The sequence below is a fragment of the Bradyrhizobium sp. CCBAU 51745 genome, from assembly GCF_028128715.1.
GTDB lineage: Bacteria > Pseudomonadota > Alphaproteobacteria > Rhizobiales > Xanthobacteraceae > Bradyrhizobium > Bradyrhizobium manausense.
The window spans coordinates 252,571-265,824 of the sequence record NZ_LBJP01000008.1; the positions used below are offsets into that span (position 1 = coordinate 252,571).

General features: G+C 64.4%; 12 protein-coding genes. 7 read left to right on the plus strand and 5 right to left on the minus strand.

Translation table 11 applies throughout. The features are described from left to right. The first annotated feature begins 266 nt into the window (after window positions 1-266). From XH98_RS11945 to XH98_RS11955, 3 genes are read left to right on the plus strand one after another with little or no spacing between them, the layout of a single operon-like run. Entirely contained in the window at window positions 267-749 is a 483-nt protein-coding gene (locus XH98_RS11945; RefSeq protein WP_271618698.1) for a tripartite tricarboxylate transporter TctB family protein, read from the plus strand. 11 nt (window positions 750-760) lie between these two features. Then, window positions 761-2,296 (plus strand): tripartite tricarboxylate transporter permease, encoded by a 1,536-nt coding sequence (locus XH98_RS11950; protein ID WP_271602835.1) that lies wholly within the window; start codon window positions 761-763, stop codon window positions 2,294-2,296. Continuing rightward, a complete protein-coding gene (locus tag XH98_RS11955) occupies window positions 2,293-3,309 on the plus strand; it encodes a 4-hydroxythreonine-4-phosphate dehydrogenase PdxA (protein WP_271618699.1) in 1,017 nt (338 codons plus the stop codon). Before XH98_RS11950 ends, XH98_RS11955 begins: the two co-directional genes overlap by 4 nt. Window positions 3,310-3,336: 27 nt before the next feature. Here the strand turns inward: XH98_RS11955 and XH98_RS11960 are convergent, their stop codons facing one another. Continuing rightward, complete coding sequence (locus XH98_RS11960; RefSeq protein ID WP_271602833.1) at window positions 3,337-3,840, minus strand: hypothetical protein; 504 nt, start codon at window positions 3,838-3,840, stop codon at window positions 3,337-3,339. Window positions 3,841-4,173: 333 nt separating this feature from the next. Between XH98_RS11960 and XH98_RS11965 the strand changes: the two genes are divergently transcribed. Then, window positions 4,174-5,160, plus strand: a complete 987-nt coding sequence (locus XH98_RS11965; protein WP_271602832.1) for a L,D-transpeptidase family protein — start codon at window positions 4,174-4,176, stop codon at window positions 5,158-5,160. A 68-nt stretch (window positions 5,161-5,228) separates the two neighbouring features. Here the strand turns inward: XH98_RS11965 and XH98_RS11970 are convergent, their stop codons facing one another. Further along, on the minus strand, window positions 5,229-6,257 hold the full coding sequence (locus XH98_RS11970) for a formylglycine-generating enzyme family protein (protein ID WP_271618700.1): 1,029 nt from the start codon (window positions 6,255-6,257) through the stop codon (window positions 5,229-5,231). A 487-nt stretch (window positions 6,258-6,744) separates the two neighbouring features. On the opposite strand from XH98_RS11970, the gene XH98_RS11975 reads away from it, so the two are divergent. Beyond that, entirely contained in the window at window positions 6,745-7,743 is a 999-nt protein-coding gene (locus XH98_RS11975; protein ID WP_271618701.1) for a helix-turn-helix domain-containing protein, read from the plus strand. 14 nt (window positions 7,744-7,757) lie between these two features. On the opposite strand, the gene XH98_RS11980 is transcribed toward XH98_RS11975, so the two are convergent. The 3 genes from XH98_RS11980 to XH98_RS11990 form a co-directional block, all read right to left on the minus strand. Then, a complete protein-coding gene (locus XH98_RS11980; RefSeq protein WP_271618702.1) occupies window positions 7,758-8,063 on the minus strand; it encodes a hypothetical protein in 306 nt (101 codons plus the stop codon). A 77-nt stretch (window positions 8,064-8,140) separates the two neighbouring features. Further along, window positions 8,141-8,806: a helix-turn-helix domain-containing protein gene (locus XH98_RS11985; RefSeq protein WP_271618703.1), complete on the minus strand. Its 666-nt coding sequence runs from the start codon at window positions 8,804-8,806 to the stop codon at window positions 8,141-8,143. A gap of 256 nt (window positions 8,807-9,062) precedes the next feature. Next, window positions 9,063-10,139, minus strand: a complete 1,077-nt coding sequence (locus XH98_RS11990; RefSeq protein WP_271602827.1) for a methyl-accepting chemotaxis protein — start codon at window positions 10,137-10,139, stop codon at window positions 9,063-9,065. 279 nt (window positions 10,140-10,418) lie between these two features. On the opposite strand from XH98_RS11990, the gene recJ reads away from it, so the two are divergent. Next, window positions 10,419-12,260, plus strand: coding sequence for a single-stranded-DNA-specific exonuclease RecJ (gene recJ, locus XH98_RS11995; RefSeq protein WP_271618704.1), 1,842 nt, complete (start codon window positions 10,419-10,421; stop codon window positions 12,258-12,260). A gap of 100 nt (window positions 12,261-12,360) precedes the next feature. Then, a complete protein-coding gene (locus XH98_RS12000) occupies window positions 12,361-13,170 on the plus strand; it encodes an SDR family NAD(P)-dependent oxidoreductase (RefSeq protein WP_271618705.1) in 810 nt (269 codons plus the stop codon). Window positions 13,171-13,254 lie beyond the last annotated feature (84 nt).

The following is a 13,254-nucleotide window of genomic DNA, read 5'->3' on the forward strand; positions in this document are numbered from 1 at the left end:
CGGAGATCGCCACACACTCTCTCGTCGTCCCGGCCTAGCGCGCAAGTTGCGCGCGGGGGGCCGGGACCCATACCGCGTGATCTCTCGATCGACGGCGGTCGTCGTACCGTTGTGGATTTGACGTCTAGTCTTCGTCAAACTTCTCCCTGGGGGTATGGGTCCCGGCCCCCCGCGCGCAACTTGCGCGCTAGGCCGGGACGACACCAGACATTGGGGAAAAGCGAGGGCCATAACCGCCGCTGTGTGTGGTCTGACCGGAGCCTTCCATGATCTCACGCCGCGCCCTCGAACTTGCGACCGCCATCCTTACCGGCAGTTTTGGCGTTGCGGTGGTGGTCCAGAGCCTGGACAACGGCATCGGCTGGTCGAGCGAAGGTGTCGACGCAGGCACGTTCCCGTTCCTCACCGGCATCATCATCGTCGTCGGCAGTCTCTACAATCTGGCGCGCGGCGTGGTGCCGACGGCTTCGCTGGCGAGCGTTCCCATCGCCATCACGTCGATTGAGCTGCGGCGGCTGGCGGGCCTGTTCGTGCCCGCAGCGATCTTCGTCGGCGCGATTCCGCTGCTCGGGATGTACATCGCCTCGGCGGCTTACGTCTTCGCGGTGCTCGCGATCCCCCGGCATCAACAGGTGCTGTGGTCGGCGATCACGGCAGCGGCAACGGCGCTCGCGCTTTACGTCGTATTCGAACGCATGTTCCAGGTCAGCTTGCCGCACGGCGCGCTCGCCGCCGCGCTCGGGCTCTGAGGGGGCGGGCGATGGATAATCTCTCGGAGCTCCTGCACGGTTTCACCATCGCGGTTACCGTGCCGCACCTGGCCTTGATGGCGACAGGCGTGCTGCTCGGCATTCTCGTCGGCGTGCTGCCGGGGCTCGGCGCGCCGAACGGGGTGTCGCTGCTGCTGCCGCTGACCTTCGGCATGCAGCCGGTCTCGGCGATCATCCTGCTCTCCAGCATGTATTGGGGTGCGCTGTTCGGCGGCTCCGTCACCTCGATCCTGTTCAACATCCCCGGCGAGCCATCCTCGGTCGCCACCACGTTCGACGGCTATCCGATGGCGCGCGACGGACGGCCGACCACGGCGCTCGCCACCGCGTTCGGCTCGGCGGCGTTCGGGGCGCTTGTTGGCGTCATCCTGATCACCTTCCTGGCATCCTGGGTGGCGCAGGTCGCGCTCGCCTTTGGGCCTCCGGAATATTTTGCCGTCTATTTCCTCGCCTTCGCGAGCTTCGTCGGCATGGGCGGCGCGGCGCCGATCAAGACGGTCGTGGCGCTTGCGATCGGCTTTGCCATCGCCGCCATCGGCATCGACACCGTCTCCGGCAGCGTCCGCCTCACCATGGGGATCGACGAACTCGTCAAGGGCGTGAATTTCGTCGTCGCGGTGATGGGCCTGTTCGGCATTGGCGAACTGCTGGTCGCGGTCGAGGAGGAATTTCATGCCCGTGCCGTCTCCTCGAAGATCGACTGGCGCGAGGTGTTTCGGGCGGTTGGCCGCCTGCCACGCCACAGTGTTGCGTTGCTGCGTAGCGCTGCGATCGGCTGCTGGATGGGGATCACGCCGGGCGGCCCGACCGCGGCATCATTCATGAGCTACGGCATCGCCCGCCGCTTCTCCCGCCGTGGCCGCTACTTCGGCACCGGGGAGGTCGAAGGCATCATCTCGCCGGAGACCGCCGATCATGCCGCCGGCACCAGCGCCCTGCTGCCAATGCTCTCGCTCGGTATTCCCGGCTCGGCGACCGCCGCCGTCATGATGGGCGGGCTGATGATCTGGGGTCTCAATCCGGGTCCGATGCTGTTCGTGGACCAGAAAGACTTCGTCTGGGGCCTGATTGCCTCGATGTATGTCGGCAACATCGTCGCGGTCGCGCTGGTGCTGCTGACCGTGCCTGTGTTCGCCGCCTTGATGCGGATTCCCTTCGTGGTCATTGCGCCGCTGATCGTGATCATCTGCGTCGTCGGCGCCTATTCGGTCTCGAATTCCTATCTCGACGTGGTCATGATGCTGGGCTTCGGCGTCGTCGGCTATCTCTTCAAGAAGCTGTTCTATCCGCTGGCGCCGCTGGTGCTCGCCATCGTCATCGGTGACAAGGCCGAGGATGCGTTCCGGCAGTCGATGCTGATGTCGAAGGGATCCCTCGGGATCTTCTTCGCCAACAAGCTGGTGACCTGTCTCGTCATATCAGGCGTCGCATTGCTGCTGTTGCCGCTGGTATTGCTGCTGTTCGCACGCATCTTCCGCAAGCCCGCCGGTTTGGAAACGACCAACCAGGAAAAGGTGATCATATGACCGGAAAGCCGCTGATTGCGCTGGCGATGGGAGATCCTGCCGGCATCAGCCCGGAGCTGACGGCAAAACTCGTGGCGCAGGATGATATCCGCGCGCGGTGCCGGCTCGTGGTCATCGGCGACGTCAGGGTGTTCGACGAGGGTGCGAAGATCGCAGGCGTCGCGCCTGAAATGACCGCGGTGGAGCAGGGCGCCGACTTCGATGAGTTGAAAGACGATGCGCTCTTCCTCGATCTCGGCCACCTCGATCCCGTCAGGGTCGAGCGGGGCGTGGCGAGCCTTGAGGGCGGGCAATTTGCGCTCGCCAACTACAAGCAGGCGCTCGAATTTGGCAGGGACGGCCGGGTCGATGCCGTCTGCTTCACCCCCTTCAACAAGGCGGCGATGCGACTGGCGCACTCGGACTATGACGACGAGATTGCCTTCTCGGCGGAGGTGGTCGGCCTGCGGACGCCGGCCAGCGAATTCAACGTGCTGGGCGAGCTCTGGAATGCACGCGTGACCTCGCACATTCCGCTGAGGGATGTTGCTGCAAAACTGTCGGGCGAGCGCATCCAGCGCGCCTTGAGGCTGACCGATACCTGCATGCGCAATGCCGGCTTCGCGCGCCCGCGCATTGCGGTCGCCGGCCTCAATCCGCACGCCGGCGACGGCGGCAATTTCGGCCGCGAGGAGATCGATGTCATTGCGCCCGTGGTGGAAGCCGGCCAGCGCGCCGGCATCGCCGTGGAGGGCCCGTTTCCCGCCGACACCGTGTTCCTGCGCGCCAAGGCCGGCGCCTTCGATGCGGTGCTGACCATGTATCACGACCAGGGCCAGATCGCGATGAAGCTGATGGGCTTCGATCGCGGCGTCACCTTGCTCGGCGGCTTCCCGTTTCCGATCTGCACGCCCGCGCACGGCACTGCTTACGACATTGCTGGGCAGGGCGTTGCATCGATAGGCGCCAGCCGCGCCGCTGTGCTCCTTGCGGCGGAGATGACGGCGCGGCGAGTTGACAGGGGCAGCGCCTGAGCGGCCCCCGGTCACTGGACTGAGACGCTACTGACAGACGTGCATCAGGCCGTCACTACCTTTGAAGGTCGTGCCGGGATCGCAGACGATGCCATAGCGCGCCTTGTAGTCGGCCCAGCCGTTGTAGCCATACCAGGGGCCGTTCCCGTAATAGGCGCGCTGGAGGTAGAAGGGGCTGGTCTCCACCGGCCCGGTATAATAGGCGTTGGCCGCCAGTGTACCGCCGCGCCCGTAATAGCCGTTGTTGTAAGGCCAGCCCGTCGCCGCAGCAGCGGCTGCCGTTCCGACCACGGCTGCGCCTGCGAGCCCGGCCCCAACGGCACCGGCGCCATAGCCGTAGTTGCCTCGCCGATACTGACGGCGTGCAACGCCGGCGACACTCACCGGAGTCAGCGGACGGCCGACACGCGCTTGAGCGCTGTCGATCGACAGCGCCGGGCCGCCGGACCCGGACCAGCTAAATGAAAGAAATGCCGCGCACACAAAGGTCGAGGCCCCGATTGCAACGTTTCTGATGTGCAGCTTGTTCATGGATTGGCTCCACGGTTTCCTGCCCATGGAAGCCGTGCTCTCGGTATCAACGCAGACGTTGCGCTAGATCAAGGTTCTTGCCGGGATTGCGCCTGCCCCGCGGAAAAATGCATCGGGACAGCGCAATCCAAAATCGGTAAGGAACTATTCCCCTATGTTTGGGAGCACGCTGGCCAGCAACGGCCGGCACGCGGCGCGATCGCGCACGGCACCGCCTGCGATGCGCGGGCGGGGTGTCGGCCGGCCGGCCTTCGCGGTTCAGGAAAAACTGGAAACTTCCGCCGTCGAGCCGAGTTGCCGATCCGATCATCGTGTCCACGTCGGAGCTGGAACATGCCAGCAATGAAGATGGCGCTCGCCGCCGCATGCTTCGCCCTGGCGGCCACACCGGCGCTCGCTGCGGGGATGGATGCGGCCGCCATCGCTTCCGCCGAGCCTTCGAAGAAGACCCTGTCGAACGACAAGCCCACCCCGGCGGGCGTGCGTCTGCAGGTCTTGCTGGACAGAGCCCATTTCTCGCCCGGCGAGATCGACGGCAAATTCGGCGAGAATGCCAGGAAGGCGCTTCGCGCCTATGCGGAAGCGCGGCAATTGCCTGCTTCGGATGCGGTGACGGAAGATCTCTGGAAGGCGCTCCAGGCGGACGCGCGATCGCCGATGACGACCTACACCATCACCGACAAGGACGTCGCAGGTCCGTTCCTGCACAAGCTTCCGTCCAGGATGGAAGACATGAAAGACATTCCGAAGCTCGGCTACACCAGTCCGCGCGAGGAGCTGGCCGAGAGGTTTCACATGAGCGAGCAGCTGCTTGCGGCGCTCAATCCAGGGCATCGCTTCGACCGCGCCGGCGAGACCATCGCCGTCGTCGACACCAGCGAGGGCACTGCGCCTGCCAGGGCCGACAGGGTCGAGATCGACAAGGTCAGGCAAACCGTGAAACTGTTCGACAAGTCGAATGCGCTGATCGGCTTCTATCCCGCGAGCGTCGGCAGCGAGGAAAAGCCGTCACCGTCAGGTACGCTGAAGGTCACCGAGATCGATCCAAATCCGACCTATCGCTACAATCCCGCCTATCACTTCAAGGGCGTTCGTTCCAATAAACCTTTCAAGATCATGCCGGGGCCGAACAATCCGGTCGGCACGATGTGGATCAATCTGTCCGCCGACGGCTACGGCATCCACGGCACGCCGTCGCCGCAAAATATCTCCAAGGGACAGTCGCATGGCTGCGTGCGTCTGACCAATTGGGATGCCGAGCGGGTCGCTGCCAGCGTCGCGAAAGGCACGCCGGTTGCCTTCGTGGAGAGCGGCGGATAACGCAGACGTCGTCCTGATGACGTGGCCCCGGGTCTCACTCGAGGATCGAGGGTCTCATCCACAAGGCTTCATCTGCATCGGTCCGGTGAAGACGTGGCGGCCGCTGCCGGCCTTCGAGACGTGAGCGGCGTCCGCACCACGCAGCGGAAGCCGATATGGCTGGTCGAGGTGTCGACCGGCTCGGCGTGGCGGGCAGCGGGACGGTAGCGGCGGCAATAATTGGGCGCGCAGAGATGCGAGCCGCCCTTCACGACCTTGCGCGGAATCCTGATGTCGGGGAGGTGAGGGTCGTAGCTTGAATCCTCGCGGCCGCCGCTGGGGTTTTGGGGAATGCAGCAGGGCTTTGCCGGGTCGGCCGCGTGCGCCGCCGACCACCAGTCCGACGTCCATTCCCAGACGTTGCCGATCATGTCGTGAAGACCGTAGCCGTTCGGCGGGAAGGCCAGGACCGGCGAGGTACGCTCGAACCCATCCTCGCCGAGATTCTGGACAGGGAAGTTGCCCTGCCAGAGGTTGGCCATGTGCTTGCCGCCGGGCATCAGCGCATCGCCCCAGGCAAACTCTTCCCCCTCGAGGCCGCCGCGCGCAGCAAATTCCCACTCGGCTTCGGTCGGCAGGTCCTTGCTGGCCCACCGGGCAAAGGCCGCTGCATCGCTATAGGAGACGTGTACGACCGGATGATCGTCGAGGTCTTTGATGTTGCTGCCGGGGCCATAGGGGTGGCGCCAATTGGCGCCGCGCACGAACGACCACCACTGGCTCCAGTCGGTGAGATCTGTGATGCGCGGCAGCGGCGAGAACACCAGCGACCCCGCGTAGAGCGTCTCTCTCAGTGCGCCGGGATAGTCCTTCGCATCGGGCACGATCTCCGCTTCGGTGACATGGCCTGTTGCATCGACGAATTGCTTGAACTGCCTGACGGTAACAGGCGTGCGGTCGATCCAGAAGCCGTCAACGCAGACGCGGTGGCTCGGCGCCTCCTCTGGATAATGATGATCGGACCCCATGCGAAAGGTTGCGCCGGGAATGAAGACCATCTCGCCGGTATTCGCATCATCCGGCAACCATTCGCAGTGATCCGGATCCGCCCGCAGCATGGTGGAAATTCCGATACGCTTAGTCCACCTGACGCTACGGCGCAGACGCTGGCAGGATTCGACGACGGCAAGTTGGACGCATTGTCTGGTTCCCTCTTTTTTGGCGTTCGGGAGAGCACGACGCCTCATTGCGTCAAGATCTCTTTCCCATCGCGCGGACGCTCTCGAGCACGCGGAAAATCTTTCGGCGGAGCGCTCAGCCATCCGCAGAGCGCTTTTGATCGATATCGCTAAGGTTGAAAAACGTATCCGAAGTTCGGCCGGCTGTGATGTGCAGTTTGTGCCACGACGCGACAGCGCTGGGTAAGACGTAACGCCCCACCCTCGAGAATCCGCGAAAGTACAGCCGAATGAGGCGGATTTGACGAGACGATCTCGAAAGCGTTGGTCTCAACACGAAGTCAGATTGTCGCACCCACTTCGCGTTGTGGTAGTATTCCCTTGTCGCCTGCCGCAGAATAGTCGCGCTTCAGTAACAGGGTACGGCATGGAGCCATTCCTTCTGGTTGATTCGAAGCGGCTGGACGGTTTCGAAGGTCTTCACCAGGCCGTCCATGGCTCGCATGTCGACGTGATGCAACTCGGTCGCGGGCGATTGCGCGGAAGCTTGTCCCATGTCGGCATCGGCGATTTCTCGCTGAGCATCGGCTCGTTCAACGTCGGCATGCGGACCCAGCGTGTCGCGAGTGATGACAAGTTGATCATCGGAATGCTGCTGTCGGCCGAGGAACGCGTCGCGCACTGGTCGTTCGACATGCAGCTCAACGACGTGCTTGTGATCCCGCCACAAGTGGAGCATGACGGGGTTTTTCACGGCGCATCCGCTTATGCCGCCATGCGCTTCGATCTCAATGAGGTCGTCCGGCTGTTCGGCGGGGAAGCGCGGTTGAGCGATCCCGACACCTGGCGCAGCCGCGGCCATTTCCGTGCGGATACCGAGATCGGCGCGATCGCATCGCGCCGCCTGGTTCGCATCATGTCGCATTTGCGCACGCATAGCGGGGCGTTGACGCCAGCCACCGCCAATTTCTGGCAACGATCGATCGTCGATTGCATGGCGGCGAATGTCATGTCGTCGCTGCCGCCCGACGATGAGGGTTGGCTGCGGTCGGCAAGGCGGCTGATCCGTCGGGTCGAGGAGCATCTCGACACGACCGGCAATCGCCCGGTGCATGTGTCGGAAATCTGCGCAGCGCTCGGCGTCTCGCGGCGCACTCTGCACCGCGCCTTTCAGGAGGTGTTCGGCCTCGGCCCGGTCAGCTTCCTCCGCCACAAGCGGCTCTGCGCGGTCCATTCGATCCTGCGCGATAGCGCGCCCGGCTCGGTCACCGTATCAGCCGTCGCGATGGAGCAGGGCTTTTATGAACTCGGCCGGTTCGCGCAATATTACCAGGCGATGTTCGGGGAGCGCCCGTCGCAGACGCTCGGCGGGGCGACTTTGCTGGCTGAAGGGGACGACGTCGCCAGAGCCCAGCTGGAAGGGTAGCTCGGCCGGCAGAATTACGCAGCCTGGCTGCTCAAGCCGACCGAAGCAAAGCAGCGCCCACGGACGTCGATCGGCGGCTTGCAAGCGTCCTCGATCCTGGGATTGACGACTGTCGGCGCCTGCGCGGGCGCTTTGTCGCGCGCGTGAGATCTGCTCAGCTTGACGAGCAGTCTGTCGCTCTTGGTTGCGCGAAGAACAATCTGGCGCGTGTCCGTCTGGTCTGCTCCGGGGCTCCAAAGGGCATTCTGGTAGACCGCGACCGAGCTGCTAATCCCCACCAGGTAGGTCAGGGAGTGCAAGGTGAGCGTCTTGATGAGCATGGCCATTCCTCCCATTGGCCTTGCAGAGATCCAGGCGGCTCTCGCCCGGCCCGGCCAAGGCGATGTCCGCTGCAACATCAGGCGTCGAGCTTCGAAAGCCGGTTTCGATCAAGCACCTCGACCCGTCGCTGGGTTGTTCCGTCAAATCGCAAGATCTGGTCGTCCCGCAAGATCGACAGGGCGCGCGAGACCGTCTCGAGCGTCAGTCCGAGATAGTCTGCGATGTCGCGACGCGTCATCGGCAGGTACATGACTCTCGGATGTGCCAGCCGGTCGTCCATTTCGAGCAGGAATGCAGCGACCCTCTCCAGGGATGTCTTCCGCCCCAGGAGCAGCATGTGGTTCTCGGCGTGCTGAAGATTTTGTGTGACGAATCCGATCAGGTGCTTCGGCCCGGCCGCTCGATCGGGCATCGCGCCCAGGAGATTGCTTTGCGTCATGATGCGCACGTCAGTCTCGACGATGGCTTCGGCGGTAAAGCGATGCGTTTCGTTGTTCTCGAAACCGAACATGTCGCCGGTCAGATGAAACGCATTGATTTGGCGCCGACCGTCCGGCAGCAGCTTGTAGGTGCGCACCGCTCCGGAGTTGATCTGATAGACGTATTCCGCTTCCTCGCCCTCGCCGAAAATCTCGCTGCCTCTGCGATAGCAGAACTCGCTGCAGAACGCGCGATCGCCGGCAACCGCAGCTAAATGCCCATCGATCGGCCGGCGGTGCGCCGCGTTGATCCTGACCAGCATAGGGTGTCTCCCCTGATTTTCGGGAAAACTAGGCAGGAACGATCGGAGGGGTTTTGATAAGGCGCAAACTCGCCGGAACCTACGTATTGGCCCGGAGGCAAATGGAGTTCCAGACCTTGCGATCATCGGAGGTCGGCGGTGTTTTGCCCGACGTGTCAAGCCGCGAGCGCAAGCGCCACGAAAACGGCACTCTCGCTACTGTGCATGGGGTTGTTTTCACGGTTTGGATCGAGGAGCCGGGGACACCGGCCCAACCTCACGCCCCGCAGACGATCACGCCGTACCAGCCGAGCCCCCGATAGGTTTCGTAGCCCGGCGTTGCGTGGAAGGCGATCATCGCGCCTGTCCGGTCATTGTAGAAGCCGGAGCGCTGGCCGTCGAGCGAGAGCGGGATGCGCTCGCTCAGGATGCCCTGACCGTCGGAGGCGGCGATGACGCGGAAATGCGAGTCGACCAGCAGCACGCGGGCCTTGTCGCTGTCGCCGACGCGCACGCCTTGCACGATCGCGCGCGCCTGCGGCTCCCAGTCGAAATGGATGGCGAGCACGCCAAGCGGCGCGCCGTGGGCCTCTCCGCCGGCGCGGATGCTGGCGCAATAGGTTGCGACCTGGGCGTTGCCGAGCAGCGGCTGGTTCTCGATGTCGCCGGCGACATAGTCGTCACCTGAGCGCAAGGCCTTCGCCTCGCGAAACCATTTGGTGTGGGCGACGTTCTGGCCGACGACGCGAAAGCGATCCGCGCGGCCATTGGCGATGACATTGCCGTCGAGGTCGCAGAGCCAGAGGTCGAGGTAAACGGTGTAGGCGCCGAGGATGACGCCGAGGCGCTGGGAGGCATGGGTGACCGCAGCAGGGGCGGGCGAGGCGGCGCAATCGACCATGGCGGAATCGGTCGCCCACCAGCGCACGTCGCAGGTCCGCTCATAGAGGTTGCGATCGATCAGCTCGATCGCGTTCAGCGACAGATCCATCATGCGCTCGCCGCGCGAGCGCTGGCTCATGCGCTCGATCGAGGCGACGAGATCGCCGGTGCGCCTGGTCAGCTGGGTCTCGAGCTCGCGCGCGATGGTCTCGACCTGCTGGCCGACGCCGCGCACCTCCTGCGCCACCACCGCAAAGCCCGCGCCTTGGGCGCCGGCCCGCGAGCTTTCGATCAGCGCGTTCAGCGCCAGCATCTTCATCTGGTTGGTGATCTGCTGGATCGACTTGGTCTTGTCGACCGCGATCTGGTTGACCTCCGCGGTCAGTCGGTTGATCAACGCGGAGATATCGGAATCGTCGTCGGCGGGTTCGGTGGCAACCGATTTGGTTTTCAGACCCAGCGCAGCAGACATCGGGGACTTCCCTTGGCAATGAGGTCTTGATCTGCAATGAACCCGGAACAATCAACTACAGATCGAATACAATTCTTTTTCGAGGATTCCGCCTAACGCCTGCTTAATTTGCTGTTCGGCGGAGTGCCTAAATGGTAGTCACGCCGGCCGGTTGGGCAGCCATCCACCGCTTTGTGCGGCTGGGCCGTTGCAAATCCGCAGGGATTGCCGGCCAATCCCTTGACGTACCCGGCCTCCGTGATCACCCGGGTCCCGAGTTCCCAACAGCCAGCTCTCGCCATGACGTCGCCCACCACCGCCTTGCCCGTCGAGATGCCCCAGGCCTTCCTGGGCGTGGCGCGTTCGCTCACCGACAAGCTCTGGCGCGACCGGCTGGACGCAAGAGGGGCAGCCAAGGCGCTTGCCATCGTGCAGCAGCACCAGCTGCCGGAACTGCTGGCGCGGGTGCTGGCCGGCCGCGGTGTCGACATCGATGCCGTTCCTGATTTCCTCGATCCGACCATCCGAAAGCTGCTGCCGGACCCGTTCACGGTGACGGAGATGGAGGCGGCCGCAAGGCGCATCGCCGATGCCGCCGCGAAGGGCGAGACCGTCGCGATCTTCGGCGATTACGACGTCGATGGCGCGACCTCTGCTGCGCTGCTGGCCTGGCACCTGCGCCATTGCGGGCTCGACCCGCTGATCCACATTCCCGACCGCATCTTTGAGGGCTATGGCCCCAACGTGGAAGCAGTTCGCGGGCTCGCGGCCAAGGGCGCCACGCTGCTCGTCACGGTCGATTGCGGCACCACCAGCATCGAGCCGCTCGCTGAAGCAAAACGGCTGGGCATGTCCGTGGTGGTGATCGATCATCATCAGGCCGGCACGGAGCTGCCGGAGGTCGACGCGCTGGTCAATCCGAACCGGCTCGACGATCTCTCGGGGCTTGGACATCTCGCTGCGGTCGGCCTCGTGCTGGTCACGCTGGTCGCGGTCAACAGGGAGCTGCGCCAACGCGGCTTCTGGAACGCGGGGATGCCCGAGCCCGATTTGCTCGGCATGCTGCATCACGTCGCGCTCGGCACCGTCGCGGATGTGGCGCCGTTGATCGGGCTGAACCGCGCTTTCGTCGCCAAGGGGCTGATCGCGATGCGGCGGCGGGACCATGTCGGGCACACGGCGCTGATGGATGTGGCGCGGCTCAACGGCCCGCCCGAAGCCTGGCATCTCGGTTTCATGCTGGGACCGCGCGTCAACGCCGGCGGCCGTATCGGCCGCGCCGATCTCGGTGTGCGGCTTCTGCTCGAGGGCGATAGCGTTGAGGCCGCGCGGATCGCCGCCGAGCTCGACCGCCTCAACAGCGAACGTCGGGTGATCGAACAGGCCGCCGAAGCGCAGGCCGAAGCCGAGGCGCTCGCCTCGATCGGGCTGGAGGACAAGCTCGCCGTCATCGTCACGGCGTCCGAGGGTTGGCATCCCGGCGTGGTCGGCCTCGTTGCCTCGCGGCTCAAGGAGAAGTTCTCGCGGCCCGCCTTTGCGATTGCGCTCGAGCCCGGCGGCATCGGCACCGGCTCGGGACGCTCGATTGCCGGCGTCGATCTTGGCAAGGTGGTGCGGCAGGCCGTAGCTGACGGCCTTCTGCTGAAGGGCGGCGGCCACGCGATGGCCGCTGGCGTGACCCTCCGAAAGGAGAAGCTCGCCGAATTCCGCGCCTATCTCGAAAACGCACTGGCGCAGGACGTCGCCGAAGCACGCCACGTCAACGAGCTCTATATCGATGGCGCGGTCTCGGCGCGAGCGGTGACAACGGAGCTTGCGAGCACGCTTAATCGTGCCGGACCGTTTGGGAGCGGCAATCCCGAGCCGGTGCTGGCGCTGCCGGCGCATCAGCTCGTCTTTGCCGAGGAGGTCGGGCAGGCGCACTTAAGGCTGCGCTTCAAGTCCGGCGACGGCGCGATCGTCAACGGCATCGCGTTCCGTTCGGTCGGGCAGAAGCTGGGCCATGCGCTTCTCGCCAATCGCGGTCAACAACTGCATGTCGCGGGGTCATTATCAGTCGATCGGTACCAGGGCGCCGAGCGCGTGCAATTCCGAGTCATCGACGTCGCGCTTCCGGACCAGGGGCCATCCGTGATTAGGTAGCGCATAGTCCGGAAAGTGCGAAGCCGTTTTCCGGCAAGATCATGCGCAGAAATAAATCGCCTCAAACAATAAACCTCGAACAACAAAAAAGGGAGTGAACATGGCAGGGCAGGTTGAGGGCAAGATAGCGCTGGTGACGGGGGGCGCCTCAGGCATTGGCGAGGCGATCGTCGAGCTGTTTGCACGCGAAGGCGCGACCGTCGTCATCACCGACATCGACGAATTGCGCGGCCCCGAACTCGCCACGCGCGTGACAAGGGCCGGCGGCAAAGCGATCTTCCTGGAGCATGATGTCACCAGCGAGGAGCGCTGGATCGAGATCGCAGCCGAGATCGCCAGGCGCTACGGCCGGCTCGATGTGCTCGTCTCCAATGCCGGCATCGGCATCCACGTATCCTCGATCACTGACATGACGCTCTCTGACTGGCGCAAGCAGAACGCAATCAATCTCGACGGCGTGTTTCTCTCGGTGAAGCATTGCCTGCCCTTGATGCGCAAGCATGGCGGCGGTTCGATCGTCATGATGTCCTCGCTGGCGGGGCTGCGCGGTGCGCCTGGATTGTCGGCCTATTCGGCGACCAAGGGCGGCGTCCGGCTGTTCGCTAAATCGATTGCGATGGAGTGCGCGGCCGCCGGCGACGGCATCCGCGTCAATTCGGTTCATCCCGGGATCATCGACACGCCGATCTGGGGCAAGATCCCGACCGGAGCGACCGGCGCCGGCCAGAATGCGCCTGTTGATCCGGAGGAGCGCGCCAAGGCGGCGACACCGCTCGGCCGCGCCGGGCAGGCCGCGGAGATCGCCTCCGGTGTGCTGTATCTGGCGTCAGATGCCTCGCGCTACGTCACTGGCAGCGAGCTCGTGATCGACGGCGGCATGAATGCCGGCGGGGTGCCGCGGCGGGCGTGAAAGGCGCAGGGCAGGGCGGCGGCCGCAGGGGCTGACGCGCAGGCGTCGGCGCTGTAAAACGCTGTCGTCTCCCGCTCGAAAGAG

Excerpts from the sequence above, each read along its gene's own strand:
- XH98_RS11945 (WP_271618698.1), top strand. The coding sequence starts at position 267 with ATGATCTCACGCCGCGCCCTCGAACTTGCGACCGCCATCCTTACCGGC.
- XH98_RS11950 (WP_271602835.1), top strand. The coding sequence starts at position 761 with ATGGATAATCTCTCGGAGCTCCTGCACGGTTTCACCATCGCGGTTACC.
- XH98_RS11955 (WP_271618699.1), top strand. The coding sequence starts at position 2,293 with ATGACCGGAAAGCCGCTGATTGCGCTGGCGATGGGAGATCCTGCCGGC.
- XH98_RS11960 (WP_271602833.1), bottom strand. The coding sequence starts at position 3,840 with ATGAACAAGCTGCACATCAGAAACGTTGCAATCGGGGCCTCGACCTTT.
- XH98_RS11965 (WP_271602832.1), top strand. The coding sequence starts at position 4,174 with ATGCCAGCAATGAAGATGGCGCTCGCCGCCGCATGCTTCGCCCTGGCG.
- XH98_RS11970 (WP_271618700.1), bottom strand. The coding sequence starts at position 6,257 with ATGCTGCGGGCGGATCCGGATCACTGCGAATGGTTGCCGGATGATGCG.
- XH98_RS11975 (WP_271618701.1), top strand. The coding sequence starts at position 6,745 with ATGGAGCCATTCCTTCTGGTTGATTCGAAGCGGCTGGACGGTTTCGAA.
- XH98_RS11980 (WP_271618702.1), bottom strand. The coding sequence starts at position 8,063 with ATGCTCATCAAGACGCTCACCTTGCACTCCCTGACCTACCTGGTGGGG.
- XH98_RS11985 (WP_271618703.1), bottom strand. The coding sequence starts at position 8,806 with ATGCTGGTCAGGATCAACGCGGCGCACCGCCGGCCGATCGATGGGCAT.
- XH98_RS11990 (WP_271602827.1), bottom strand. The coding sequence starts at position 10,139 with ATGTCTGCTGCGCTGGGTCTGAAAACCAAATCGGTTGCCACCGAACCC.
- recJ (WP_271618704.1), top strand. The coding sequence starts at position 10,419 with ATGACGTCGCCCACCACCGCCTTGCCCGTCGAGATGCCCCAGGCCTTC.
- XH98_RS12000 (WP_271618705.1), top strand. The coding sequence starts at position 12,361 with ATGGCAGGGCAGGTTGAGGGCAAGATAGCGCTGGTGACGGGGGGCGCC.